This is a genomic window from Kocuria marina, assembly GCF_000786655.1.
In the GTDB taxonomy this organism is placed as follows: Bacteria; Actinomycetota; Actinomycetes; order Actinomycetales; family Micrococcaceae; genus Kocuria; species Kocuria marina_A.
In genome coordinates this window covers 40,637-66,376 of the sequence record NZ_JROM01000058.1, presented here as the reverse complement: position 1 = coordinate 66,376, position 25,740 = coordinate 40,637, and the positions used below count along the sequence as shown (strand labels likewise).

Below are 25,740 nucleotides of genomic sequence, written 5' to 3'. Positions count from 1 at the left end.
AAAATGCCCGTTAGCGAATCAGGAGTTGAGTGTGAGCCCCAACGCATCGCAGCCGCGCGTCGCGGCGTCGGTGGCCCAGGAACCGGCCCAGGAGCCGGAGCAGGAATCCGGCCGGGAACCGGAGCGAGAAGGCGACCGAAAACCGGGCCGGGAGTCCGGGGAGGGTGGGGCCGGTAGCCGGTCCCGGGCCGCTGACCGTTCGGGAACCGTGCGCAAGGGGCTCGCGCTGCTCGAGATGCTGGCCGAGTACCCCCACGGGGCGACCGCCGGGCAACTCGTGGCGGACTCCGGCTACGCGTTCAGCACGTGTTACCGCTTGCTGAGCACCCTCGTGGACGCCGGGTACGCGGAGTACGAGCCCGCGACCAAGCAGTACCGGTTGGGTCTGCTGCTCTTCGCGATGGGACAGAAGGCGGCCACGGCCAGGGGTTACGCCGGCACCGCACTGCCCGTCATGCGGGAGGTCGTGGAGGCGACCGGTGAGAGCTGTCTGCTGGCCGTGCTGGACGGGGACCGTTTCCTCACCGTGCACACCGTGGACGGCCCGCACCACCGCATCACCACGGACCCGGGGGACCGGGGGGAGCTGCACACCTCCGCACTCGGCCGGGTGCTGCTGGCTTTCACCGCACCGGACGTCCGCGAGGACCTCGTGGCGTCCCTCGACCTAAGCACGCGCACGGAGCGCTCGCTCACCGACCGCGAGCGCTTGCGCGCGATCCTCACGCAGGTCCGGGATCAGGGGTGGGCCCTACAGGACCAGGAGCACGACGACGGTATGGCCGCCCTGGCCGTGCCCGTTATGTCCCCAGGTGCTCCCCTCCAGGCGGCGCTCGCGCTCGCCGCGCCCGTACACCGGTGCGATCCCACTGAGCTCATCCAGAACGTCCCCCTGTTGCGGGAGGCCGCGGACCGACTCGCGGTGGTGCTTCCGCAGCGCAGCTGATGTTCGGGTCCGGGCTCCCCGGGCCCTGAATTCGCACCTCTTGACCACGGCACACACTCCCCGGAAGGAGTCCCATGTCCACTCGCAACGAGTCCTACCTGGTGGGTTTGATCGGCGACGGCATCACCCAGAGCCTCACCCCGCCTATGCACGAGGCCGAAGCGGACCGGCACGGTCTGCGCTACCTCTACCGCCCCGTGGACCTGGGGGTGATCGGACGCCCCGGCACGAGCGTGGGGGACCTCTTGCGGGCCGGGCGTGATCTGGGGTTCAACGCCTTCAACATCACGCACCCGTGCAAGCAGCTCGTGCTCGAGCACCTGGACGAGATCGATCCGCGCGCCGAGGCCATCCAGGCCGTGAACACGGTGCTCATCCGGGAAGGAAAGTTCATCGGGTACAACACGGACTGCTCGGGGTTCACCACCGGATTCGGGCACGGTCTGCCCGGCGTGACCGTGGGGTCCGTGGTGCAGTTCGGTTCCGGCGGGGCGGGGTCCGCGGTGGCCGAGGCCCTGCTGTCCCTGGGTGCGCAGCGGCTGTGTCTCGTGGACGTGGACGTGGCCCGCGCCGCTGAGCGAGCGAGCGAACTCGCCGCCCGCTACCCGGACGCGGTGGTGGAAGCCGTCACGGCCGAACGGGCCACGGAGCACATCGCGGCGGCCGACGGCGTGGTCAACGCGACCCCGGTGGGGATGCACCATCACCCCGGGACGCCTTTCGACGTGGGTCTGTTGCGACCGGAGCACTGGGTCGCGGACGTGATCTACCTTCCGCTCGAGACGCCCCTGGTACGGGCGGCGCGGGCTCTCGGGTGCTCGGTGCTGGACGGTGGACACATGGCCGTGGGGCAAGCAGTGGATGCGTTTGCATTAATCACGGGGGTCGCCCCGGACAGTGCCCGCATGCGCCGGCACTTCCTGGAGCTCACCGGCCAGGGCGACGACCCCGTTGCCGTTCCCGCGTCCGCCCCCAGCGGCGACGAGAGCCATGAGATCCAGGAGGGCTCCCTGTGAGGACCAGTATCGCCACGGTGTGCCTGTCCGGAACCCTCGAGGAGAAGATGCGGGCCGCCGCCTCGGCAGGGTTCGACGGGATCGAGGTCTTCGAGCCGGACCTGGTGGTCTCGCCGTCGTCGCCCGAACAACTTCGGGAGCTCGCCGCGGAGCTGGGGCTCTCCCTGGACATGTACCAGCCGTTCCGCGACGGCGTGGAGGTGGCCCCGGAGGCGTTCCCGGATTCCCTGCGCCGACTGCGCGCCAAGTGCGAACTCATGAACCGGCTGGGCACCACGGTGCTGCTCGTGTGCTCGAACGTGGCTACCGGTGTTCTGGACGACGACCAGGCGATCGCTGAGCAGCTGCGGACCGCGGGCGACGTCGCCGACGAATACGGGATCGACCTGGCCTACGAGGCTCTCGCGTGGGGCGCGCACGTCAACGACTGGCGCCACGCACACCGGATCGTGGAACTCGCGGACCACCCCCGGGTCGGGACGTGCCTGGACAGCTTCCACATCTTCTCCCGCGGGGACACCGTGGCCGGGGTGGAAAAGTGCGACCCGGACAAGATCTTCTTCGTGCAGCTCGCGGACGCGCCCCTGCTCCAACAGGACGTGCTCTCGTGGTCGCGCCACCACCGGGTCTTCCCGGGTGAGGGGGACTTCGACCTGGTGGACCTGCTGGGCCGCCTGCACGAGTGCGGGTACGCCGGGCCCGTGTCCCTGGAGATCTTCAACGACTCGTTCCGGCAGGCGGACGTCTACCGCACGGCCGTGGACGGGTTGCGGTCCCTGCGCTGGCTCGAGGACCAGACCGCGGACGCCGTGCGCGACGCCGGCGGGGAACCCGAGCGCGAGCCGCTCGTGCTCACCGATCTGCCCGCTCCGCAGACCCCCGACGACTGGGACTTCGTGGAGCTGCACACCCGGGAGCTCGGGCGCGTGACCCGGTTGCTACATCAGCTGGGGTTCTCCCTGGCCGGGCACCACCGCTCCAAGGACTCGGTCCAGGCGTGGACGCAGGGGCCGGTGCGGATCGTGGTCTCGGAGGACCCGGGGGCCACCGTGCAGCCCACGCGGCTCGCGGCCCTCGGCTTCCAGGTCGCGGATCCCGACCTCGCCGCGTACCGCGCGGAACGCCTGCTCGCCCGGGCCGTGGATCGCGCCCAGCAGCCGGACGAGACCGTGCTGCACGGCGTGCTCGCGCCGGACGGGACGGAGTTATTCTTCGGCCCGCACGGCAACCATGGGGTGCCCCCGTGGCTCGGGGAGTTCGGCGCGGACCAGGACGACGCGGCGTCGGGCGCCCTGATCACGGGCGTGGACCACGTGAACCTGGCCCAGCCGTGGCAGCACTACGACGAGGCGGTGCTGTTCCTGACGTCCCTGCTGAACCTGCATCCCACGTCCTCGCAAGAGGTCGCGGGGCCGTCCGGACTCGTGCGCTCGCAGGTCATGCGCTCGGAGGGCAACACCGTGCGGATCCCCCTCAACGTGGCGCCCATGGCCGCGGAGCAGGGCGCCTTCACGGGCGCGGCCTACCCGGAGCACGTGGCGCTCGCGTGCTCGGACGTCGTCGCGGTGGCACGCCGGGCACGACGCCGCGGGCTCGCCTTCCTGCCCGTGCCGCGCAACTACTACGAGGACCTCGTGGCCCGCTTCGACCTGGATCCTGAGTTCGTGGCCGAGCTCGAATCCCACGGGCTGCTCTACGACCGGGACGAGCACGGGGAGTTCCTGCACTTCTACACGGCCACGCTGGGCGAGGTGTTCGTGGAGGTCGTGGAACGCCGCGGCGGCTACGAGGGCTTCGGCGCCCCCAATGCTCCCGTCCGGTTGGCCGCGCAGTACCGGGAGTTCGGGGGCTGAGCCCGGTCGGTGGCCTGTGAGAGCATGCCGCGCCATGATGGGGCCATGGATACGCCGGAGATTGAACCCACCGCGGAGCCGCCGAGGCAGCACGGGTCAAGGGGTGCGTCGGATCCCGTGCTGTCCCGGCTGGCCCGGGAGGAACCCCTGACATGGTGGAATCCCGCGGTGGACAGCGCCCGGGGGCTGGCGGCTTCCGGGGTGGACCCGGCCTTGGTCGACGACGCCGCGGCGCGCCTCGAGCGGTTCCGGCCCTGGATTGCGGCGACCTTCCCCGAGACCGCGCCCGCGCGGGGGCTCATCGAGTCGCCATTGGACGAGGCCCGCGAATGGCAGCGCATTGAGGATGTCGGGGTGGGGCGGGTCCTGCTCAAACGTGACGACATCCTCCCCGTGAGCGGTTCCATCAAGGCCCGCGGCGGGGTGCACGAGGTCCTGCAGTTCGCCGAGACACTCGCGGTGCGCCACGGCCTGCTGCCGGAACCACCGCGGTCCGGGCCGGACTACACCGTGTTCGGGACCGAACCCTTCCGCCGACTCATGCGGGAGCACCGCGTGGTCGTGGGTTCCACGGGAAACCTGGGGCTGTCCATCGGGATCATTGCCGCGGCGCTCGAGCTGCGGGCCACGGTGCACATGTCCGTCCACGCGCAACAGTGGAAGAAGGATCTGCTGCGCTCGCGGGGAGTGGAGGTCGTGGAACACAGCACCGACTACACGGAAGCCGTCGCGGCGGGGCGTGTGGCCGCCGAGGCGGACGAGTCGGTGCACTTCGTGGACGACGAACATTCGCTGAGCCTGTTCGCGGGGTACGCCGTGGCGGGGGCGCGGGTGGCCCGGCAATTACATGACCTGGGTATCGCGGTGGACACTGAGCATCCCCTGTTCGTGTACCTCCCGTGCGGCATCGGGGGAGCCCCGGGCGGCGTGGCGTATGGATTGAAACGGGAATTCGGGGATGCAGTGCACTGTGTGTTCGTGGAACCCACCCGGGCGCCGTGCATGCTGTTGGGCGTGTACACGGGTCGTCATGACGGGATCTCGGTCGTCGAGCTGGGGTTGGATACCCGCACCGTGGCGGACGGGCTCGCGGTGGGGCGGGCCTCCGGCTTCGTGGGCCGTGCCATGGAAGGACTGCTCGCCGGTTACGTCACGTGCACGGACGAGGCCATGTTGTCGCAGGTCAGAAGCCTGTATGGCGCAGAGGGCATGGTGGTGGAGCCCTCGGCCGCCGCGGCCCTGCACGCCCTGCGGCGCGTCGCCCGCGAGGGAGCGGGGGAGAGCCCGATCAAGATCTCCGACGGGGCCACCCATCTGGCCTGGCTCACCGGTGGTGGCATGCTCCCGGATCACGTGCGGGCGGGATACCTCGCAGGACGCTCCGACAACCGACGCTCCGACAACCGACGTTCCAGGGACTGACGCACTCAACGTCGACCCCTAAAGGACCGACCATCCAAGGACTGGCGTACGCAGACCTGGCGGGGAGGTGATGAGAGCCTCCTCACCAGAAGATGCACACAGTGCAATTACTGTCGTACGATGAAGTATGTGTTGACCACATTGATGTCCGGATGCGCCGAAGACCGTCCGGGTGAGCCCAAGGACAAGCGCGAGGCCATCCGCCTGCGCAATCGGCGGGCCATCATCACGGTGGCGGGTGAACTGGCCACCGAGCTGGGCACCGACCGTGTGACCGTCAACGAGTTGGCCGCACGGGCGGGGGTCTCCCGCCGGACCATCTTCAACCACTTCCCCTCGGCCCAGGACGCGGTGTTCGAGTACCTCTCAGAACTCGTGGCCGGGCTGATCAACCGGGTGCTGCAGGACCTCCCGGAACCGGACACGTCGGAGGCGGGCCACGCGGCGTCGTCGGACGTTTCCCTGGGGGACGTCTACCGGCAGTTGATCGGATCGCTGCGCACCCACACCCTGATCGAGGAACTCCAACCGGTGTTCTCCGTGGACCTGCAGGACACCCCTGCGGCCTCGCTGTGGGGATTCAGGGTGACCCGCACCGCCGTGGACCGTTTGAACGAGGTCCTGCGTGCACGACTGCCGCAGCACTCGTCCTTCGAGACGCACCTGGTGGCCACCACGCTCATCAACTCGTTCGCCGAGTGCCTCGACGAGTGGGTCGCGCGCACCGGGGGCGTGCTGGACGAGCGGGGCCGCCGGATCTGGGACGAACTGTTGGCCACCGCGCTCGGCGTCCTGGGGCGGGGCTTCGATTCCTGATGCGGCATCCCGAGACGAAGCACCCGGGCGAAGCATCGGTCCGAAGCACCTGCCCGACGATCCGGCCCCATCATCGACACGCACCACCGGGACCTGACGGCGAGAGCCGGCGCCGCGGCGTCGTCGACAACCGCACAGCCCCCCACGAACCGACCACCCGCCGACCCGCGCGGCGCACGCACCAGAGAACTTCCAATCCAGTAGGAGAATCCCGTGGCACGACTTCTGTACAGGCTGGGCAAGAGCGCAGCCTCCCACGCGTGGGCGGTGATCTTGGTATGGCTCGCGGCGCTCGCGTTGGCCGTGGGCGGGGTCGCCGTGTCGGGCGTGAACCTGAGCAACGCCATCACGATCCCGGGGACCGAGACGCAGAACCTCGCGGACCGGCTCAAGGACGAACTGCCGGAGGCCAACCGGGGCACGGGGCGCGTCGTGTTCTTCACGGAGGACGGCTCCGAGTTCACGCAGGCCCAGAAGGACGGCATCGCCGAGGCACTGAAGGCCACCGAGGACGTGGACCAGGTGGCCTCCACGAGCAACCCGTTCCAGACGCAGCAGCAGCTGGATGACGGTCGGCAGCAGTTGCGGGACGGCCGCCAGCAGCTCGAGCAGGGCGAGCAAGCGCTCGCGCAGCTGCGTCAGAACCTGCCGCCGGGCGTGAGCGAACAGCGCATCCTGCAGCAGCGCGGGATCGACCCGCAGCAGATCGCCCAACAGAAGGCCCAGCTCGAAGAGAGCGAACGGGCCATGGAACGCATGGGTGACTACCGCGTGGTCTCCCAGGACGGTAACTCCGCGATCAGCGTGGTGAGCTTCTCGGTGGACCAGACCTCGGTGGAATCGGACACCAAGAGCGCAGTGATGGACGCCATCAAGGACCACCCCGTGGACGGTGTGGACGCCGAGTTCTCCCAGGAGATCGCGCAGGACATCTCCTCCCTGGTGGGTCCGGCGGAGATCGTGGGCGTGATCATCGCGGCCCTGGTGCTGCTCATCATGCTGCGCGCCATGGTCCCCGCGGTGCTGCCCGTGTTGACCGCGCTTTTGGGCGTGGCCATCGCCACGAGTGCCACCCTCGCGTTCTCCGGCGTGATCGACATGATGTCCGTGACCCCCATGCTCGGGGTCATGCTGGGCCTGGCCGTGGGGATCGACTACTCCCTGTTCGTGCTCAACCGGCATCGGCAGCAGTTGCGCCGAGGTATGCCCGTGCGGGAATCTATAGGGATGGCCGTGGGCACCGCCGGCACGGCCGTGTTCTTCGCGGCGCTGACCGTGATCGTGGCCCTGGTGGCCCTGAACGTGACCGCGATCCCGTTCCTGGGGCTCATGGGCACGGTGGCCGGTGTGGCCGTGGCGATCGCCCTGCTGTTGACACTCACACTCACCCCTGCTCTGCTCTCCCTCGCCGGACGGCGTGTGCTGCCCAAGAAGGTGCGCGACGCCGCGCCCCGCCAGGAGAACATCGACGAGCACGACGTCCCCCTGCACCTGCGCCACCCCTGGATCACCACCCTGGCGTGCGCGGCCGTGCTCATCGTGCTCGCACTGCCGGCCCAGACCATGCGTCTGGGTCTACCGGACGCGTCCACCGAACCCCAGGACAGCACCCAGTACCAGGCCTACCAACGCATCGCGGACGACTTCGGCGCGGGTGAGAACGGACCGCTCGCGGTGGTCGTGGACCTTCCCGAGGGTCTCAGTGACGCCGAGGCCACGGACAAGATGAACACCGTGGCGGACCGGCTGGCGCAGAAGGACGACGTCGCCAACGTCCTCCCGGGCGTGACCACGGACGACAACACCACCGGCGTGATCCAGGTGATCCCCTCCTCGGGCCCCGCGGACGCCGCGACCGAGGAACTCGTCAACAACATCCGTGACCTCAACGGCGACCTCCAGGCCAGCGAGGACGTCCACGTGGGCGTGGCCGGCACCACCGCGGCGAACATCGACGTCTCCCATTTGCTGGGGGAGAAACTGCCCCTCTACCTGGGCGTCGTGCTGATCATCTCGCTGCTGTTGCTGCTCATGGTCTTCCGCTCCATTCTGGTCCCGGTGATCGCCACGCTGGGCTTCCTGCTCTCCGTGCTCGCGGCCTTCGGTGCCGTGGTGGCCGTGTACCAGTGGGGTTGGGGCGGCGCCGTGTTCGGCGTGCACGATCCCGGGCCCATCCTGAGCTTCCTGCCCACGCTGATGATCGGCATCCTGTTCGGCCTGGCCATGGACTACCAGTTGTTCCTGGTCTCCGGGATGCGCGAGGCCTACGCCCACGGGCACCCCGCGCGCCAGGCCGTGGTCTACGGCTTCAAGGCGGGCCGCTCCGTGGTCACCGCCGCGGCGATCATCATGATCTCCGTGTTCGCAGGCTTCATCTTCGCGGACATGGCCATGATCCGGCCCATCGGCTTCGCGCTCGCGATCGGTGTCCTCCTGGACGCGTTCGTGGTGCGCATGCTCCTGATCCCCGCGGTCATGCGTTTGCTGGGCGGGAAGGCCTGGTGGCTCCCGCGCTGGCTGGACAAGATCCTCCCGCACGTGGACGTCGAAGGTGAGTCCCTCGCCGCGCAGGGTGCCGGGCAGTCCGGCACGGTGTCCGCGGGCGACGCCGCCGAAACCGCCCCCGTCACCGGTCGCCATCGCGCGGTGTCCGGGAAGCGCCGGGGGGATTCCGGTCACGGGCAGCACGTCGGGACCGCCGCCGCCGTGGCCACCGCGGGTGCGGCCGGCGCAGCGGGTGCGGCCGGTGTTTCCGGTCGGACGACGTCGCACGGTCACCGTGCCGGGGCCGGCGAGCGGACCCACGGTCACGTCGGGAACCACCGCACCGCGGCCGATCACCGTGCCACCGACCACCGGGGAACTGCGCACCGCTCGACCGGGCAGCACCGTGCCGCCGGGGCCCCCGTCGGTCCCATGGCCGACGACGATCAGCACCGCGGCGAGACCGCGGGCGCTGCCGAGAACGGCGGCTCCCGCGAGGACGCCGCAACGCCCGGGACCACCGGGGCCCAGCGGCGTCGTGGTCGGCACGCGGCGGCCTCCACGAGCACGTGCATCGCCGAGGACCGGGCCGCGAAGCCGGCTGCGGACGTGATCGTGCGTGCCGCGGACCCGGTGCTGCGCGCCACGAACCAGGCGCTGCGGGTGCTCCCGGACGTACTGGATTCCGAGGAGAAGCTGCTCGAGTCCCTGGCCGTGCGTGGCGAGGAAGCGGCACCGCACAAGGCGATGCACAAGCGCGCGAGCTTCGAGAAGGTCATGGTGGCCGGGTACCCGGTCATCGTCGCGCGGCCCAAGGCGGCCCTCACCCGGGCGGACGCCCCGGTGGTCGTGCACTGGCACGGTGGCGCATACGTGAACCCCATGACCACGGTGCACTGGCGCTGGATCGACGCCCTGATGCAGCGCACCGGGGCCACCGTGGTGGTGCCGGGCTACGGACTCGCCCCCGATCACACGGTGGACGAGGCGCTCGAACTCGCCGATGGCGTGTGGGACCTGGCCCGTTCGTTCGGCCCGCGGGTCTTCCTGTCGGGCGATTCCGCCGGCGGTGGTCTGGCGCTGGCCCAGGCCATGCGACTGCGGGACGCGGACGATTTCGGCGTGGCGGGTCTGATCCTCATGGCCCCGTGGGTGGACACCACGGTGACGAACCCCCAGATCGAGGCGTACCGGGACGCGGACCACATGCTCGGTACCGACGGCGCCCGGGCCGCCGCGCGCTGGTGGGCCGGCACCCGGGACGTCACCGACCCCATGGTGAGCCCCGCGTTCGGCGACGTGCGCGGACTGCCCCGCACGTTCGTGCTGCAGGGTGACCGGGACATGCTCTACCCGGACACCATGGAGTTCGTGGCCGAGCTGGTGCGCGCGAACGTGGACACCACCGCGGTGGTGTGCGAGGGCGGACCGCACGTGTACGCGCTCATGGTCTGGTCCTCCCGCGCGTCCGAGGACCTCGACCACGTGGTGCGGTGGATGAACCGCTGACCCCGCCGTGAACATGACTGTGCCCCGCAGGGTCACCTGCGGGGCACAGTCATGTCATGGGCGGTGAGCCCCCGATTCAGCAGGCCTGTTCCGACCGGGTGGATTCGCCGGTCAGTGCCGGTGAAGGGTCGGTCCTGATCGGCCTTGTTCGGTTCTGGTCAGTCCTGCGACCCCTCGGAGTCCTTCTGCACGTTCTGCGAGCGGTCCTCGTCCGAGCCCTTGTCGTGCTCCAGGATTACGTTGTCGTGGTGTTCCTGGCCGGTGGCCACCTGGATCTTGCGCGGCTGGGACTTGGGGGACACGGGGATGGTCACGGTCAGCACGCCGTTGTCGTACGCGGCGGTGATGTTCTCCGTGTCGATGCCCTGGCCCAGGTTGAGCTGGCGGACGAACGAGTGGCTGCGACGCTCGCGCACGATCCACTTGGTGTCCTTCTCAGCGGAGGGCAGACGACGCTGCGCACGGATGGTCAGCAGCTGACCGTCCACGTCCACGTCCACGCTCGTGGGATCGATGCCCGGCAGGTCCGCGGCGAGGTAATAGTTGGCGTCCTGACGGTAGAGGTCCATGGGCATCTGCTCCAGGCCGTTGCGGCCGGAGAGGACCTGGTTGGCGAAGTTCTGGACCTCGGAGAACGGATCGAATGTAGCCATGACGATTACTCCTTCACTCTGTGACACCGACGTGTTGTGCCCCGCGATCCGGTGATTTCCCGCGTGGAGCCATCACGTTTCTTGAGTCTCTGTGACTCAACAACATCTAATGTAGCAGGCTCTCGGCGGAAGTGCTAGCCATTGACGTACGAAAGTTGAGTGGCACTGACTCAAGCAGCGGGCGGGCCTGTCGCAGCGGCGTCGGCGGCGCGTAGAATCAAGCCATCAGTGACACCCGAACGCTTTGAGGAGGCCCCCGTGCCCAAGGCGAAGAAGAACGGCCGTGCACGCCAGGACGAGATCCCGTCCACGCTGCAACGCTCGGACGAGAAGGCACAGGACACGTTCGCGCAGACCTACGGCTCGGCGCAGGAGGAATACCACGACGACGCTCGGGCGGCGCGCACCGCGTGGTCGGCCGTCAAGCACACCCACGAGAAGGTCGGGGACCACTGGGAGCCCAAGGAGCACAACGGGCCCTCGGACGACAGCGCCGAGAAGGGCGGTCTGAACTCGGAGGACACCGCCGGCGGGGTGGACGCTAATGCCGGCAAGGAGCACCTGTACGAACTCGCCCAGGAGCTGGACATCACGGGACGCTCGGACATGGCCAAGGACGAATTGGTCGAGGCGATCGACAAGGCCAACCGGAAGAAGACGCGCGAGGCCCGCGACTGAGGTTCACCGCTCGGCGGGCTCATACCCTGCGGGTTTGTGACTGCTGGCCTGCGATCGGTGGGTCTACAACTGGCGGGCCAGGAAGACCGAGGCCGTGGTGGCGTCGTGGAAGGAATCCACGGGTTCGTAGCCGCGCTTGCGGAACATCGCGATCCCCTCGGTCATCTCCTCGTTGAGGGAGACCACGGCCGTGGTGGCGCCGAAAGCGCGCACCTTGTTCTCGAGTGCCCGCACCAGGGTGCGCGCGTGGCCCTGTCCGCGGTGTTCCGGGGTGACCCAGATCCGGCGCAGTTCCACGCGGTCATCGTCGAGTTTGCGCACCGCGCCGCACGCGATGACCGAGCCCGTGACCAAATCCGTCATGAGGAAGAAATCCCCGTGCGGCGGAGTGACGTCCTCCGGGGCGGTGACCTCGGTGAGTTCGGGATCGAAACCGCCGTCGATCCGGTTGTTCAACTCGCTGAAGTACGCGCTCAGGGCGCGCAGCGTGTGCTCACTGGCGGCCTGACCTTCCACGATACGAACCGGTGCGGTGACGTTCATCCCACCATGGTGACACCTTGGTGTGCTGTTCACCAGCGCCCGTGTCAGGTAGCTTTCGTTCGTGACCGAGACCCGCCCCGGCCCCAAGCCGCGTATCTCCATCCTGGTTCCCACTCCGCTGCTGATCACGGAAATCACGGAACCGGCTGCGCATCGTAACCGTAGTTCCCACGAGTCGGACGTGCACATGCACCCCGGCGGGCAAGGGCTGTGGGTCGCCCGGATGGCCGGGTCGCTGGGGGCGGACGTGTCCGTGAGCGGGCCGTTCGGCGGGGAACTGGGCTCGCTGATCCGCACCATGCTGGACGGGCTGGGCATGCAGGTCAATGCGGTGCGCTACGGGTACGGCAACGGCGGGTATGTCTACGACCTGCGCGGTGAGGACCGGGAGACCGTGGCCCACATGCCACCCCCGGAGCTCTCCCGCCACGAACTGGACGACCTCTACGGCACCGCGTTCGTGGACGCGCTCGCCTCGGACGTCCTCACGGTCACCGGGGCGGAACCCGGGGACGTGGTGCCGGCGTCGTTCTTCGGCCGCCTCATTCGGGACACGCGGGATGCCGGGACCACCGTGGTCGCGGACCTCAGTGGCAAGCCCGCGCTCGCGGCCGTGGCGGCGAACGTGGACGTGCTCAAGATCAGCCACGAAGAGGTGCGCGATCTCGAACTCGTCACGGAGGACACCGCGGAGGCCCTGGTGAGCGCGGGACACATGCTGCTCGAACGCGGTGCGGGCGCCGTGGTGATCTCGCGTGCCAAGGACCCCGCGCTGCTCGTGGAGAAGGACTCGGTCCGGGAGGTCTCCGCGCCGTCCATCACACCGCTGGACCATCGTGGGGCGGGGGATTCCATGACCGCGGGGATCTCGGTGGGGCTGGCGCGCGGGCTCGAACTCGTGCAGGCCGTGGCACTGGGGGCTTCGGCGGGAGCGTTGAACGTGGCGCGCCGCGGCCTGGGGACCGGCAACCGCACGACCATCGAGAAGTTCGCCCGCGAGATCACGGTGCGCACGCTCTCCTGACGCTTCGGGTACTTGACCTGTGGTTCTCTGACTCGGTGCCACGACCCGGCTTCGGCTCGACGCACCGGGTAGTTCGGCCTGACGCCCAGCGCACCCTGACCGGACGTCGTCGCGGCCAGTCCGGCCCGCGTGAAGCGCGACCGGGCTGGTCCTTCTGGGAGGCCTGACCCGAATAACGGGCTCTGGTCCGCGTGACGGGCGCGTGTCACCATGGTGCACATGCACATCCTGGTCACCAATGACGACGGCATCTCGTCCCCGGGGCTCGCGGTTCTGGTGCGCGCTGCATTGGATCGGGGGCACACCGTGAAGGTGGCCGCACCCGCCGAGGAGTACTCGGGGGCAAGTTCCTCCCTCTCCGGTGAGGAGATCGACGGGCGGATCGCGCTGGTCGCAGCTGCGCCGCCCGGGATGCCACGCGACGTCGACTGCGTGGGCGTCAAGGCCGCCCCGGCGCTGATCGCGTTCCTGGCGTCCTACGGGGCGTTCGGCCAGCGGCCCGATCTCGTGCTCTCGGGGGTCAACCTGGGCGCGAACACGGGCAAGGCCACATTGCATTCCGGCACCGTGGGGGCAGTCCTGACGGCCGCGTCCCACGGGATCCCCGGCATCGCGGTGTCCATCACGTCCGGCGCGCCGCAGCACTGGGACACCGCACATCTGGTCACCCGGTTCGCGCTCGAGCGATGGGAGACCCGCCCGTTCGACGAGTGGATCCTCAACATCAACGTCCCCGACGTCGCCCCCGAACGCCTCCGCGGCCTCAAACCCGCGCGGTTGGCGGGCTTCGGCGCGGTGCAGGCGCAGATCGGCCGCGGGGACGAGAAGCACATCGCCGTCACATACAGCGCCGAGACCGGCCCGGAGGAACCCGACAGCGACCACTACCTCCTCACCCACGGCTGGGCCACGGCCACCCTGCTGCGCGCCCCGGTGGACGACCCCCACCAGACCCTGCGCACCATTGCACCCGACGCGCTGGGCATCACCCCCCGCGATCCCTCCGCCGACGACGCCGCACCGGGCCCCCTGGGCGACGTCACCGTGGACGCCGCCACGGTCATGCGCCGCACGTGACCCGGCGCTCCTGCTGCCGCGGCGTGGAACACGGTGCCACGGCGATATCCCAGTGACCCGCCGCGGCAATGCCCCGCTGACCCGTCCCCGGGAATGCCCGCCCATGTGGGTCTCGCAGATTTTTGGGCACGGGGAAGCCAGTATCAAGATTCTGGGCGAGCGGAAGCCAGTATCAGGGCGGGTGAGTGGCTTTGGACTGCCCCAGAAATCGCCGGTGGCGTGGGAGTTCCCCAAAGTGCGCGGATGGCCTTGGGGTGCCTCCGAAGTTGTGGCCGACTGAGCTACGTCGACGGGATGCCCCACCTTCGAGAACTGGCCGTTCGGCCATTGCGAGGTCCCCGCGCCCGCTGGGAGTGTGGAGGTCCGGGACCGTTCCGGAACGTTGCACGAGGTGAGGTGTTTGTCGTGGCCGCCCATGATTCCCGAGCAGTCGGCGCCGCTCCCGAGGTGGAGCGTGCCGCCGAGCGACGGCGGGAGATCCTCACGGCGGACCCCTACTTCCCACATACGGCGCCGCGCGCGATCGTCGTATGGCTCGTGTACTTCTTCGGATTCCTGGGGCTCTCCGCTCTGCTCGTCCTCGTGTGGCCCAACCGCGAGTTCGGGTGGTACTACGTGGTCGTGACTGCCGTGAATGCCACGGCAATGGTGGGCGTCCAGTTCCTGATGCGGCGGTACAGGGTCACGGTCCTGGAGAACGCGGGCAGGCTCAGCAGGGAGCACTAACTCCCACCGGCCGACCCAACCGTGGGCGCGCGAGGACGTGGGCGTCCAAGTTTTCGGGCACGCGGAAGCCACTATCAAGATTCTGGGCAAGCGGAAGCCAGTATTTGGGCGGGTGAGTGGCTTTGGGCTGTCTCAGAAATCGTCGATGGAGTGGGGGCGCCTCAAAGTTCGCGGGTGGCCTTGAAACGCCTCGAATGTCGTGACCGCCCTAGATGCGAGCACCTGCAGGTGCTCGCGTGAACTTTGAGGCACGCGGAAGCCAGTATCAAGATTCTGGGCAAGCGGAAGCCAGTATTTGAGCGGGTGAGTGGCTTTGGAGTGCCTGAGAATCCGTGGTGGACCTCAACGTGCCTCACAAGTTGCCGGTGGCCTCGGCGTGCCTCACGATTCGCCGCCGGTGGCACATGCGCCGCTGGACACGGCACACAGCGCCGGGAGGGCATGCAGCCGGGCCAGGGGAGCGAGGTCCGTGACGTCCTCGGCCCCCGCGAGGGGCTGCCACCGCAGTTCCACGATCTCCGCCGCAGGCACGGGGGTGTCGGTGAGCGGCACGGTGCTCACGAACACGTGACTGTGCAGCCCGTGACCGGGTTCGTTCGCGGCATCCGAGTGCCATTCCCCCACGGGGCGCAACTGCTCCGGGGTCAGCGAGATCCCCAGTTCCTCCCGGACCTCGCGGATCCCGGTCTCCAGCGGTGTCTCGTCCCCCTCCGGCTTGCCCCCGGGGAACATGAACATCCCGGTCGAACGCTTGCGCACGGTCAGGACCGCCCCGTCCGAGGCGCGCCGCAGCACCACACCGGTCACCTTGATCACGGGACGTGAGGGGGTCCTGTCGGCGCTGGTGAGGGGACTGGCATCATGGGAATCCGGCACGCCCCCACTATAAGGAGCCACGATGACGAACCCTCTGCACGATCTGTCCGTACCCGTGGTGCAGGCGCCCATGGCGGGTGGCCCCTCGACCTGCGCGCTCGCCGTGGCCGTAGCGGAAGCGGGCGGACTGGGGATGCTGGCCGCGGGTTACAAATCCGCGAGTGCCATGGCGGAGGAGATCCGTGAGGTCGCCGCACGCACGGACCACTTCGGGGTCAACCTCTTCGTCCCCGAACGGGACCCCTCCGATCCGGAGCAGCTTGAGGCATACGCGCGAGCCCTCGCCCCCGTGGCCGCCGACCTGGACGTCCCCGCCCCGCAGCCGGGCCCGTTCACGGATGACGACTACCCGGCCAAGCTGGATCACCTCGTGGCCAACCCCGTGCCCCTCGTCTCGCTCACGTTCGGACTGCCGGGAGCGGCCGACGTCGCGCGGTTGCGTGAGGCGGGCAGCGTCGTCGTCCTCAATGCCACGGACGCGCGGGAAGTCGAGGCCGCGGCGGAACTCGCACCGGACGCGATCGTGGTGCAGGGACGCGAAGCGGGCGGACACCGGGCCACACACGGCCAGGCCACGACCCCGGAGGGCATCAGCACCGCGGAACTGCTCGACCAGGCGCGTGAGTTGAGCGAGATCCCGTTGATCGCCGCGGGCGGGATCGCGAGTCGCGAGGACGCCGCGGACCTGCTCGGCCGCGGAGCCGTAGCGGTGCAAGTGGGCACCCTGTTCCTCACCGCGCGGGAAGCGGGGACCAAACCCGCCCACCGGGAGGCCCTGCTGAACGGCGGGGGCAGGGACACCGTGGTCACCCGGGCGTTCTCGGGCCGCTGGGCCCGCGCCCTGCGTAATGGGTTCACCGACCGACTCGGATCTGCGCAGGTGAGTGGCTACCCGCAGGTGCATTACATGACGGCGCCGCTGCGGGCCGCGTCCGCGAGCGACGCCGAGGGGCTGAACCTGTGGGCGGGCACCGGTTTCAGCGCGTGTCGGGACACGAGCGCGGCGGAGATCGTGGAACTCTTCCGGGGGTTGTGACCCACTGCCGCGGGACGGTACCCGAGGGCTAGCGTGGGAAGGACAGCACACCCGCCCACCCCGGATCGACCGCGCTCGGTACGCCCAGGGCGCGTGAGTATCCGGGTGGCGCACCGCCCACCCACGGAGAGCCCATGCCCACTCGGAAGATCGTGGCCGCCCCGGCCAAGTCCGCGATGTTCCTGGTCCTGACCATCGAGGAGGGATCGGAGGCGGGGGTCGCGGACATCCTCACGGACGTCTCGGACCTCACCAAGGCGGTCTTGTTCCGCGTCCCCACGAGTGACCTGTTGTGCGCGGTCGGTATCGGCTCCGATGCGTGGGATCGGCTCTACGATGCGCCCCGCCCCAAGGACCTGCACCCGTTCCCGGAGATCGTGGGTCCTGTGCACACGGCGGTGTCCACCCCGGGGACCTGCTGATCCACTTGCGCGCGGTCTCCCAGGACATGTGCTTCGAGCTGGCCAAGCACCTCATGAAGCGCCTGGGCCCGCACGTGGACGTGGTGGACGAGGTACAGGGCTTCACGTTCTTCGAGGAACGCGATCTGCTGGGTTTCGTGGACGGCGCCGCGAACCCGGAGGACGAGGACGCGTTCACGGTCGCGGTCGTGGGTGACCAGGACCCGACCTGCCGCGGCGGCAGCTACGTGCACGTGCAGAAGTACCTCCACGACATGGGCGCGTGAGAGGCACTGTCCGTCACGGAGCAGAAGCTGGTGATCGGGCGAACCAAGCTCGAGGACATCGAGCTCTCGGACGAGGACAAGCCCGCCAACTCGCACGTGGCCCTCAACGACCTCGACCACGTGGACGGCCGGGCCTGCGAGATCATACGTGACAACGTGCCGTTCGGTCGCGTGGGCACCGAGGAGTTCGGCACGTACTTCATCAGCTACGCCGCGGATCCGGGCGTCGCGGAGACCATGCTCGAGAACATGTTCCTGGGCGACCCTCCGGGCACCTACGACCGCATCCTGGACTTCTCCACCGCGGTCACGGGGTCCCTGTTCTTTGCGCCGCCGCGCTCGTTCCTGGAGGACCCGACCACGGTGCCCCCGCGCGACGGTGCCCCGGACGCGGACCCCGCGGGCGCCGAGTTCTCGGCACTGGGAACAGGACACGTGAGCGACCTGGCCGCGGACATCCAGGGCAACGCGCCCGCGAGCGACAACGACCCGGTGACCGCACCGCAGGACGTTCGCGAGTTCCCGGACGCCGTGGCCCGCGCCAAGACCGAACTGCGCCTGGGCCTGGACGCCGCGATCGGCTACTCGTCCCACACCGCGGAGACCGTGGACCTCTACTTCCGGGAGACCCTCACGTTCCGGGTCAACACGTCCGAGGCGAGCGTGGTCATCACCCGCTGAGCCCGGCCCGGACTTCGTCACGGCTCACAGGGAGTGCCCCCCCCGGGGGCCGGGTCAGTTCTTGCGCAGAAACTTCCCGAAGAACTCGGTGAGTTCGTCGGTCGCATCGAGCGGCAGGACCGCGGCCACGTAGTGATCCGGGCGGACCACCACGACGGCGCCGTCGCGGCTGATCGTGCGCACGTCGAAGACGTCCTCGCCGGGGATCGCGGCGTAGACGCGCTCCCAGTAGTTCAGCTCGAACGGGCCCACCTGCGGCTTGAACGCGCGCGGCACCTTGGTGATGTCGACGTCCGTGTAGGGCTGCTGGTAGGTGACGTCCACGTCGAAGAGGGTGGCATCGCCGTCGTCATCACGGCGCAGCGCCACGAGCGGGGATGAAGGATCGTTCTGCCACCACTCGGCGAACGCGGTGGTGGGGGAATCCGCCCCGGCCACGGCGCTGTCTGCGAAGACGTGGATGCGCCAGCGCCCGTCCGCGGTGGCCTCGTGACCCTGGTGCACGACCATGGAATCGCACACGCGCTGGACGCGAGCGGACTTGAAACGCTTGCCCACGGGGTAGCCCTCGGCGAGGTCCTGGTGCTCGGTGCCCGCGGTGATCAGGGACGGCTGGTACTCGGTCATGAACCCGGCCGGGAATTCCGCGGTCTTCACGTAGAAGTCCTCGAGGTACTTGGGGTCCGGCAGCTTGTCCTGCGGGGTGGCCATGAGGGTGGACCACTCACGGTCGAAGTCGATCAGGTTCTTGGCGATCACCTGACGCTCCTCGGAGTAGGTGTCCAGCAGCGACTGGTCCGCGCGCCCGGAGAGCACGGCACCCAGCTTCCAGCCCAGGTTCCACCCGTCCTGCATGGACACGTTCATGCCCTGACCGGCCTTGGCGGAGTGCGTGTGGCACGCGTCCCCGGCGATGAACACGCGGGGGCAGCGGGTGCCGCGGTCCTCGGTGTCGACGTCGTCGAAGTGGTCCGTGAGGCGGTGGCCCACCTCGTACACGGAGGACCACGCCACGGACCTCACGTCCACGCTGTACGGGTTGATGATCTTGTTCGCGCGGCGGATGATCTCCTCCACCGGGGTCTTGCGGATCTCGTGGTTGTCGTCCTCGGGGACTTCGCCCAGATCCACGTACATGCGGAACAGCAGCCCGCCCTCGCGCGGGATCAACAGGATGGAACCGTTCACGGAGTTGATCGCGCACTTGGTGCGGATGTCGGGGAAATCGGTGTTGGCGAGCACGTCCATGACGCCCCACGCGTGGTTGGCGCCCTGGCCGCTGAGCTTGCGACCGATCGCCTTGCGCACGCGGGAGGACGCGCCGTCGCACCCGAAGACGTACTTGGCGCGCACCGTGCGCTCCTCGCCCTCGCGCTCACCGGCGGCGTAGCGCACGGTCACGGCCACGGGGTACTCCTGGTCCTGGTCGATCTCCAGGTTCACGAACTCGATGCCGTAGTTGGGGGTGATCCGGGCCGGGCCGCGTTCGGCCGAGCGCAGGAAGTAGTCCAGCACGCGGGCCTGGTTCACGATCAGGTGCGGGAACTCGGACACGCCGTGGGGGTCATCCGCGGGGCGGCCGGTGCGCACGATGTTCTGCGGGTTGGTGGGGTCCGGGTTCCAGAAGCACATCTCGCGCAGGTGGTAGGCCTCCTGTGTGATCTCCTCCGCGAAACCGAAGGCCTGGAAGGTCTCCACGCTGCGGGCCTGGATACCGTCCGCCTGGCCGATCTCCAACCGGTCCGGACGGCGCTCGATCATGCGCGTGTTGACGTCCGGGTACTGGGACAGCTGTGCCGCCGCGATCACACCCGCCGGTCCCGTGCCCACGATCAGCACGTCCATGGTGTCGGTCAGGTCCGCGGGACGGTCCACGCCGTAGCCGCGGGGCTCCTCGATCCGGGGATCCTCGGAGACGTATCCGTTCTGGTGAAATAACATGCCTTCTCCTGGTTTGTGCGGTGATCTCGCAGGGCGTTCCCGCAGGGTCCGGGATCCGGGTCCGAGTCGCGGACGTGCCGCGGGGCGGCGTCCGTGCTGCGCGGTTCCACCGGTGAGATCCGTACGGCGGGTGCGGGCCACGTTGCCCGCCCCGGGGTGGTTCGGTGGGGTCGAAAGGGTGTGCCGCAGGTCATATATGATCTGTGTTCCGGGTAACAATCCCGGTTCCATTGTCTTTCCGGGTACACGGGAACTCGGAACCGAGAGGTCGTGCGTCACTTTGTGACCGGGTCGCGGCTCACACCATGCGGGTGCGGGAACCGCGCAGCGGACTCACCGCCTGCTCCGCCTCGTGGTCCGGACCCAGCGGGATCCCGCTGCGGTCGCGCAGCAGAAGCGTGGCGATCAGACCCACGAGGGTCATGGCGCCCAGGTAGATCGCAATCGCGGCGGTGCCACCCGTGGCCTGGCGCAGCGCCTGGGCGATGGTCGGGGCGAACGCGCCGCCCAGGATGGACCCGAGCGCATACGTGATGGACACCCCGGAGTACCGGATGGATGCGGGGTAGAGCTCGGCGTACATGGCCGACTGCTGCCCGTAGGTCAGGCCGAGCCCCACGCTGAGGATCGCCAGCGCGAAGAACAGGGACAGGGCGTCCCCGCGATTGACCGTGGGGAACAGCAAGGCCACGCCCACGAGCTGGGCGATCCACCCCACGATGTACGCGGTACGCCGCCCGATCGCGTCCGAAAGCGCCCCGGCCACCACGGTGAACGCGAGCCACACCACGGCGGAGCCGGTGACGGCGAGCAGTACGGTCCCGCGCTCCAGCCCGATGGGCCCGGCAGGGTTGGAGGCGTAGTTCTGAATGAACCCACCCGTGGTCATGTAGCCCACGGCACCGTTGCCGGCGAAGACGAGCGCGGCCACGATCACCACGGGCCAGTGCTTGCGGAACAACTCGGGCAGCGGCGCCTTGGTCTGGGCGGCACGCTGGGAGATCTGCGCGAACACGGGGGACTCCTCCACACCGTGCCGGATGAAGTAACCCACCACGATCAGCACCACGGACAGCAGGAACGGGATGCGCCAGCCCCACTCGAGGAAGGCGTCACCCGGGGCGATCACCGTCATCAGGGCGAGCACGCCGTTGGCGAGCAGCAGCCCCAGGGGGACACCCACCTGCGGGCTCGCGCCGTAGACGCCGCGCCGGTTCACGGGTGCGTGTTCCACGGACATCAGGGCGGCGCCGCCCCATTCACCGCCCGCGGAGATGCCCTGCAGGATGCGCATTAACACGAGCAGGACGGGGGCCATGTAGCCCGCGGTCTCGAACGTGGGCAGCACACCGATCAGCGCGGTGGCCACGCCCATGGTGATCAGGGTGATCATGAGGATCACCTTGCGCCCGTACTTGTCTCCGAAGTGCCCCGCGAGGAACGCTCCGAGGGGGCGGAAGAGGAAGCTCAGGCCCACCGTGGCGAAGGCCACAAGAGTGGCCGCCTGGGGGCCCATGGGCTCGAAGAACAAGTGGTTGAACACGAGTCCCGCGGCGGAGGCGTAGAGGAAGAAGTCGTACCACTCGATACTGGTACCGATGATGGTTCCGGCCACGACCTTGCGCTGCTCACGACGCTGCGTGGCACTTCTGGCCGTTGTTTCGTAGGTGGTGGGATCGTGGGTCGCCATGCGTGACTCCTTCGTCCGGCGAGTCCGGTTCTCTGGGATGGGTGCGCCGCCCGGGTGTCCCGGGGGAAGATGGTGTGGTCCGCGCCACTTGCTCAGAATACACAAATAATATACGATTTCAAATAACATTCTGACGATGACGAGGAGGCGGTCGCCGTGACCGAGAACCCCCAGAACGCTCAGCAGGCTTCATCCGGAGCCCCTGGACAGCCGGTTCCCGTGCACCCGGGCAAGATCATCGCGGTGCACGTGGCCTACGAGTCCCGTGCGGCGCAGCGCGGTCGCAAGCCCGCCGTCCCGTCCTACTTCCTCAAGCCCGCGAGCTCGCTGGGTGGTTCGGGCACCGCGGTGGAACGCCCCGCCGGCACCGAGCTGCTCGCGTTCGAGGGCGAGATCGCCCTGGTGATCGGGACGCCCGCGAAGAACGTCTCCCTCGAGGACGCGTGGTCCCACGTGGCCTCCGTGACCGCCGCCAACGACTGGGGCCTCTACGACCTGCGCGCCGCGGACAAGGGCTCCAACCTGCGCAACAAGGGCCGCGACGGCTACACCTCGCTGGGTCCCGCCCTGATCGACGCCCGTAAGATCTCCCCGGAGCAGCTGCGCGTGCGCACGTGGCGCAACGGTGAGCTGGTCCAGGAGGACACCACCGCGGCGGAGAACATGATCTTCCCGCTCGCCCAGTTCGTGGCGGACCTCTCCCAGCACCTGACGCTGGAGGAGGGGGACGTGATCCTCACGGGCACCCCCGCCGGTTCCTCGGTCGCTCAGCCCGGGGACGTCGTGGAGATCGAGGTGGACGCGCCGGAGGTGGCGGGAGCGCCGTCGTCGGGCCGCCTGATCAGCCACGTGACCGAGGGTGATGAGAGCTTCGACGAGGGGCTGGGCGCCATGCCCGCCGTGGACGACAAGCAGCGCGAGGAGGCGTGGGGTTCCCGCGAGGCCGCCGGGTTGCCGGAGGCGGACGCCAAGGCGCTGCCCGACGCGCTGCGCGCCAAGCTCGCGAAGGCGCCCACGGCCGGGCTGTCCGCCGAGCTGCGCAAGCGCGGGCTCAACAACGTGGTGATCGAGGGCGTGTACCCGCAGACGCCCGGCACCACGATGGTCGGCACGGCCAAGACCCTGCGCTTCGTGCCCAACCGCGAGGACCTCTTCAGGTCCCACGGCGGCGGGTACAACGTGCAGAAGCAGGTCTTCGACACCGTCGGGCCGGGTGAGGTGATCGTGATCGAGGCCCGCGGCGCCGCCGGTTCCGGGACGCTCGGTGACATCCTCGCGCTGCGCGCCAAGTTCAACGGCGCGGCCGGTGTGGTCAGCGACGGCGGTGTGCGCGACTACGCGGCCGTCGCCGAGATCGGGCTGCCCGTCTTCGCGCAGACCGCGCACCCCGCGGTGCTGGGCCGCCGGCACGTCCCGTGGGACCAGGACGTGGCCGTGGCGTGCGGCAACGCGACCGTGCTGCCCGGTGACGTGATCGTGGGCGACGACGACGGCGTGATCGTGATCCCGCGCGAGCTCGCCGAGGACGTCGTGGACGCCGCCCTGGCCAAGGAGCACGAGGACGGCTGGGTGGCCGAGCGCGTGGCGGAGGGCAACCCCGTCAAGGGACTCTTCCCGCCCACGGGGCAGTGGAAGGAAGAGTTCCAGCAGTGGTTGGCGGAACACCCCGCCTCCGACGACTGACCGAGACCCCCATCGAACCGAGGAATCCATGACCACCACCACGGCCACCGGGGCCCCCAGCAAGGCACAGCGCGCCTACGACTGGATCAAGAGCCAGATCATGACCCAGGCCTTCTCACCGGGCTACCGCCTGGTGCTCGCGAGCATCGCGGAGACCCTGGACATGTCCGTGGTGCCCGTACGCGAGGCCATCCGGAGGCTCGAGGCGGAGGGCCTCGTGACGTTCGAACGCAACGTGGGTGCGCGGGTTTCCATGGTCAACGGCGAGCAGTACCGCTACAGCATGGAGACCCTCGGTCTGCTGGAGGGCGCGGCCACCGCGCTGTCCGCCGAGCACATGACCGCTGCGGACCTCGCACACGCCCGCCAGCTCAACGTCTCCCTGGAGGCGTCCCTGAAGAACTTCGACCCGCAGGCGTTCACCGAGACCAACCACGAGTTCCACCGGGTGCTCGCTTGCCGGTGCCCCAACGAACGTCTCAACGACCTCGTGATGGTCGAGTGGGAACGGCTCAACCACCTGCGCACCTCCACGTTCTCGTTCATCCCAGAACGTGCGCGCGCCTCGGTCAACGAGCACTACCACATCCTGCACCTCATCGAGACCCGCGCCCCGGCCGACGCCGTGGAGCGCGCCGTGCGCCAGCACCGTTCCGCGACCCTGCGCAGCTACCTCAGCAGCCGCGCCGACACCCACGAGGAGCCGCAGCGCCGGAGCTCGTGAACCACCGACCCACCCGTACCGATCGGGCCACCGGCCGGGCGCGCCCGGTCCATCAAGAACACGCAATCAGAAGCAACCCGTCAGAAGTCATCGACTGGAGGAGTCATCCCATGGCAGCTCTGCAGGACACCAAGCCCGAGAACCTTCCCGAGTCCATCCGCCACTACATCAACGGCGAATGGGTGGATTCCGTGGACGGGGACACGTTCGACGTGCTCAACCCCGTGACCAACGAGCCCTACATCAAGGCCGCCTCCGGCAAGAAGGCGGACATCGAGGCCGCCGTGGCCGCGGCCAAGAAGGCGTTCGACGAGGGCCCGTGGCCCAAGATGTTGCCCCGCGAGCGCTCGCGGGTGCTGCACAAGATCGCGGACATCGTGGAGTCCCGCGGTGACCAACTCGCCGCCATGGAGTCCTACGATTCCGGTCTGCCCATCACCCAGGCCCTGGGTCAGGCGCGCCGCGCCGCGGAGAACTTCCGCTTCTTCGCGGACCTGATCGTCGCCCAGATCGACGACGCCTACAAGGTTCCCGGCCGCCAGGTGAACTACGTCAACCGCAAGCCGATCGGTGTGGCCGGGTTGATCACCCCGTGGAACACCCCGTTCATGCTCGAGTCCTGGAAGCTGGGTCCGGCCCTGGCCACGGGTAACACCGTGGTGCTCAAGCCGGCCGAGTTCACGCCCCTGTCCGCGTCCCTGTGGCCGGGCATCTTCGAGGAGGCCGGCGTCCCGGCCGGTGTGTTCAACCTGGTCAACGGGTACGGCGAGGAGGGCTACGCCGGTGACTCGCTCGTGAAGCACCCGGACGTCCCGCTGATCTCGTTCACGGGCGAGTCCCGCACCGGGCAGATCATCTTCGGCAACGCCGCGCCCTTCCTCAAGGGTCTGTCCATGGAGCTGGGCGGCAAGTCCCCGGCCGTGGTGTTCGACGACGCCGATCTGGAGGGCGCAATCAACGCCACGATCTTCGGCGTGTTCTCCCTCAACGGCGAGCGCTGCACCGCGGGTTCGCGCATCCTGGTCCAGCGCGGGATCTACGACGAGTTCGTGGAGCGCTACGCGGCCCAGGCCAAGCGCGTGAAGGTGGGTCTGCCCTCGGACCCGTCCACCGAGGTGGGCGCGCTCGTGCACCCGGAGCACTACGAGAAGGTCATGTCCTACGTGGAGATCGGCAAGCAGGAGGCCCGTCTGGTGGCCGGTGGCGGCCGCCCCGAGGGCTTCGAGACCGGTAACTACGTGGCCCCCACGGTGTTCGTGGACGTCAAGCCGGACGCCCGGATCTTCCAGGAGGAGATCTTCGGCCCGGTCGTGGCGATCACCCCGTTCGACACCGAGGAAGAGGCCCTCGAGCTGGCCAACAACACCAAGTACGGCCTGGCCGCCTACATCTGGACGAGCGACCTCAAGCGCGCCCACAACTTCGCGCAGAACGTGGAGGCGGGCATGGTGTGGCTCAACTCCAACAACGTGCGTGACCTGCGCACCCCGTTCGGCGGCGTGAAGGCCTCCGGGCTGGGCCACGAGGGCGGCTACCGCTCGATCGATTTCTACACGGACCAGCAGGCCGTGCACATCAACCTGGGCGAGGTGCACAACCCCGTGTTCGGCAAGCAGGAAGACGCCGCCGAAAAGATGGACGCCTGAGCGTCCCCCTCCTCCTACAACCCGGTAC

The 25,740-nt window shown here is 68.9% G+C and carries 19 protein-coding genes and 1 pseudogene; 15 read left to right on the top strand and 5 right to left on the bottom strand.

The window, feature by feature from the left end; genetic code table 11:
- The first annotated feature begins 31 nt into the window (after window positions 1-31).
- The 6 genes from AS25_RS12835 to AS25_RS12810 all read left to right on the top strand — a co-directional run bounded on the left by AS25_RS12835 (window position 32) and on the right by AS25_RS12810 (window position 10,046).
- A complete protein-coding gene (locus AS25_RS12835; RefSeq protein ID WP_253270586.1) occupies window positions 32-946 on the top strand; it encodes an IclR family transcriptional regulator in 915 nt (304 codons plus the stop codon).
- Window positions 947-1,020: 74 nt separating this feature from the next.
- Window positions 1,021-1,962 carry a shikimate dehydrogenase gene (locus tag AS25_RS12830; protein ID WP_052160994.1) on the top strand — a complete coding sequence of 314 codons (942 nt, stop codon included), beginning with the start codon at window positions 1,021-1,023 and terminating at the stop codon, window positions 1,960-1,962.
- A complete protein-coding gene (locus AS25_RS12825) occupies window positions 1,959-3,815 on the top strand; it encodes a bifunctional sugar phosphate isomerase/epimerase/4-hydroxyphenylpyruvate dioxygenase family protein (RefSeq protein ID WP_035965638.1) in 1,857 nt (618 codons plus the stop codon). The genes AS25_RS12830 and AS25_RS12825 overlap by 4 nt, the downstream gene beginning before the upstream one ends.
- Before the next feature lie 45 nt (window positions 3,816-3,860).
- Window positions 3,861-5,237 carry a D-serine ammonia-lyase gene (dsdA, locus tag AS25_RS12820; protein ID WP_084118220.1) on the top strand — a complete coding sequence of 459 codons (1,377 nt, stop codon included), beginning with the start codon at window positions 3,861-3,863 and terminating at the stop codon, window positions 5,235-5,237.
- A 120-nt stretch (window positions 5,238-5,357) separates the two neighbouring features.
- Entirely contained in the window at window positions 5,358-6,053 is a 696-nt protein-coding gene (locus tag AS25_RS12815) for a TetR/AcrR family transcriptional regulator (RefSeq protein ID WP_052160993.1), read from the top strand.
- Between the two features lie 213 nt (window positions 6,054-6,266).
- The gene (locus AS25_RS12810) at window positions 6,267-10,046 is read left to right on the top strand and encodes an MMPL family transporter (protein ID WP_035965634.1); all 3,780 of its coding nucleotides are present in this window, start codon (window positions 6,267-6,269) and stop codon (window positions 10,044-10,046) included.
- 158 nt (window positions 10,047-10,204) lie between these two features.
- On the opposite strand, the gene AS25_RS12805 is transcribed toward AS25_RS12810, so the two are convergent.
- Entirely contained in the window at window positions 10,205-10,699 is a 495-nt protein-coding gene (locus AS25_RS12805; RefSeq protein WP_035965633.1) for an Hsp20/alpha crystallin family protein, read from the bottom strand.
- A 258-nt stretch (window positions 10,700-10,957) separates the two neighbouring features.
- Between AS25_RS12805 and AS25_RS12800 the strand changes: the two genes are divergently transcribed.
- Window positions 10,958-11,377 (top strand): ChaB family protein, encoded by a 420-nt coding sequence (locus tag AS25_RS12800; protein ID WP_035965632.1) that lies wholly within the window; start codon window positions 10,958-10,960, stop codon window positions 11,375-11,377.
- A 63-nt stretch (window positions 11,378-11,440) separates the two neighbouring features.
- Here the strand turns inward: AS25_RS12800 and AS25_RS12795 are convergent, their stop codons facing one another.
- Window positions 11,441-11,920: a GNAT family N-acetyltransferase gene (locus AS25_RS12795; protein ID WP_035965631.1), complete on the bottom strand. Its 480-nt coding sequence runs from the start codon at window positions 11,918-11,920 to the stop codon at window positions 11,441-11,443.
- Between the two features lie 61 nt (window positions 11,921-11,981).
- Here AS25_RS12795 and AS25_RS12790 point away from each other — a divergent pair, with 61 nt between their 5' ends.
- From AS25_RS12790 to AS25_RS12780, 3 genes are all read left to right on the top strand, one after another.
- Entirely contained in the window at window positions 11,982-12,944 is a 963-nt protein-coding gene (locus AS25_RS12790; protein WP_035965628.1) for a 1-phosphofructokinase family hexose kinase, read from the top strand.
- Window positions 12,945-13,163: 219 nt separating this feature from the next.
- Complete coding sequence (gene surE / locus AS25_RS12785; RefSeq protein ID WP_035965742.1) at window positions 13,164-14,021, top strand: 5'/3'-nucleotidase SurE; 858 nt, start codon at window positions 13,164-13,166, stop codon at window positions 14,019-14,021.
- A 405-nt stretch (window positions 14,022-14,426) separates the two neighbouring features.
- Window positions 14,427-14,747: a hypothetical protein gene (locus AS25_RS12780; protein ID WP_035965741.1), complete on the top strand. Its 321-nt coding sequence runs from the start codon at window positions 14,427-14,429 to the stop codon at window positions 14,745-14,747.
- Window positions 14,748-15,128: 381 nt separating this feature from the next.
- Here AS25_RS12780 and AS25_RS12775 read toward each other — a convergent pair whose 3' ends face one another.
- The gene (locus AS25_RS12775) at window positions 15,129-15,563 is read right to left on the bottom strand and encodes an NUDIX hydrolase (RefSeq protein ID WP_035965626.1); all 435 of its coding nucleotides are present in this window, start codon (window positions 15,561-15,563) and stop codon (window positions 15,129-15,131) included.
- 82 nt (window positions 15,564-15,645) lie between these two features.
- Between AS25_RS12775 and AS25_RS12770 the strand changes: the two genes are divergently transcribed.
- Window positions 15,646-16,659 (top strand): NAD(P)H-dependent flavin oxidoreductase, encoded by a 1,014-nt coding sequence (locus AS25_RS12770; protein ID WP_035965624.1) that lies wholly within the window; start codon window positions 15,646-15,648, stop codon window positions 16,657-16,659.
- Window positions 16,660-16,793: 134 nt separating this feature from the next.
- Window positions 16,794-18,028: pseudogene (locus tag AS25_RS12765) on the top strand (Dyp-type peroxidase).
- A gap of 54 nt (window positions 18,029-18,082) precedes the next feature.
- Here the strand turns inward: AS25_RS12765 and AS25_RS12760 are convergent.
- Together AS25_RS12760 and AS25_RS12755 are read right to left on the bottom strand one after the other, a co-directional pair.
- Complete coding sequence (locus AS25_RS12760; protein WP_035965622.1) at window positions 18,083-19,969, bottom strand: FAD-binding monooxygenase; 1,887 nt, start codon at window positions 19,967-19,969, stop codon at window positions 18,083-18,085.
- A gap of 298 nt (window positions 19,970-20,267) precedes the next feature.
- Complete coding sequence (locus AS25_RS12755; RefSeq protein WP_035965621.1) at window positions 20,268-21,659, bottom strand: MFS transporter; 1,392 nt, start codon at window positions 21,657-21,659, stop codon at window positions 20,268-20,270.
- Window positions 21,660-21,815: 156 nt separating this feature from the next.
- Here AS25_RS12755 and AS25_RS12750 point away from each other — a divergent pair, with 156 nt between their 5' ends.
- The 3 genes from AS25_RS12750 to hpaE all read left to right on the top strand — a co-directional run bounded on the left by AS25_RS12750 (window position 21,816) and on the right by hpaE (window position 25,712).
- A complete protein-coding gene (locus AS25_RS12750; protein WP_035965619.1) occupies window positions 21,816-23,342 on the top strand; it encodes a fumarylacetoacetate hydrolase family protein in 1,527 nt (508 codons plus the stop codon).
- A gap of 28 nt (window positions 23,343-23,370) precedes the next feature.
- Entirely contained in the window at window positions 23,371-24,066 is a 696-nt protein-coding gene (locus AS25_RS12745) for a GntR family transcriptional regulator (RefSeq protein WP_035965617.1), read from the top strand.
- A gap of 110 nt (window positions 24,067-24,176) precedes the next feature.
- On the top strand, window positions 24,177-25,712 hold the full coding sequence (hpaE, locus tag AS25_RS12740) for a 5-carboxymethyl-2-hydroxymuconate semialdehyde dehydrogenase (RefSeq protein WP_035965616.1): 1,536 nt from the start codon (window positions 24,177-24,179) through the stop codon (window positions 25,710-25,712).
- Window positions 25,713-25,740 lie beyond the last annotated feature (28 nt).

Excerpts from the sequence above, each read along its gene's own strand:
- AS25_RS12830 (WP_052160994.1), top strand. The coding sequence starts at position 1,021 with ATGTCCACTCGCAACGAGTCCTACCTGGTGGGTTTGATCGGCGACGGC.
- dsdA (WP_084118220.1), top strand. The coding sequence starts at position 3,861 with ATGGATACGCCGGAGATTGAACCCACCGCGGAGCCGCCGAGGCAGCAC.
- AS25_RS12815 (WP_052160993.1), top strand. The coding sequence starts at position 5,358 with ATGAAGTATGTGTTGACCACATTGATGTCCGGATGCGCCGAAGACCGT.
- AS25_RS12805 (WP_035965633.1), bottom strand. The coding sequence starts at position 10,699 with ATGGCTACATTCGATCCGTTCTCCGAGGTCCAGAACTTCGCCAACCAG.
- AS25_RS12795 (WP_035965631.1), bottom strand. The coding sequence starts at position 11,920 with ATGAACGTCACCGCACCGGTTCGTATCGTGGAAGGTCAGGCCGCCAGT.
- surE (WP_035965742.1), top strand. The coding sequence starts at position 13,164 with ATGCACATCCTGGTCACCAATGACGACGGCATCTCGTCCCCGGGGCTC.
- AS25_RS12770 (WP_035965624.1), top strand. The coding sequence starts at position 15,646 with ATGACGAACCCTCTGCACGATCTGTCCGTACCCGTGGTGCAGGCGCCC.
- AS25_RS12760 (WP_035965622.1), bottom strand. The coding sequence starts at position 19,969 with ATGTTATTTCACCAGAACGGATACGTCTCCGAGGATCCCCGGATCGAG.
- AS25_RS12755 (WP_035965621.1), bottom strand. The coding sequence starts at position 21,659 with ATGGCGACCCACGATCCCACCACCTACGAAACAACGGCCAGAAGTGCC.
- AS25_RS12745 (WP_035965617.1), top strand. The coding sequence starts at position 23,371 with ATGACCACCACCACGGCCACCGGGGCCCCCAGCAAGGCACAGCGCGCC.
- hpaE (WP_035965616.1), top strand. The coding sequence starts at position 24,177 with ATGGCAGCTCTGCAGGACACCAAGCCCGAGAACCTTCCCGAGTCCATC.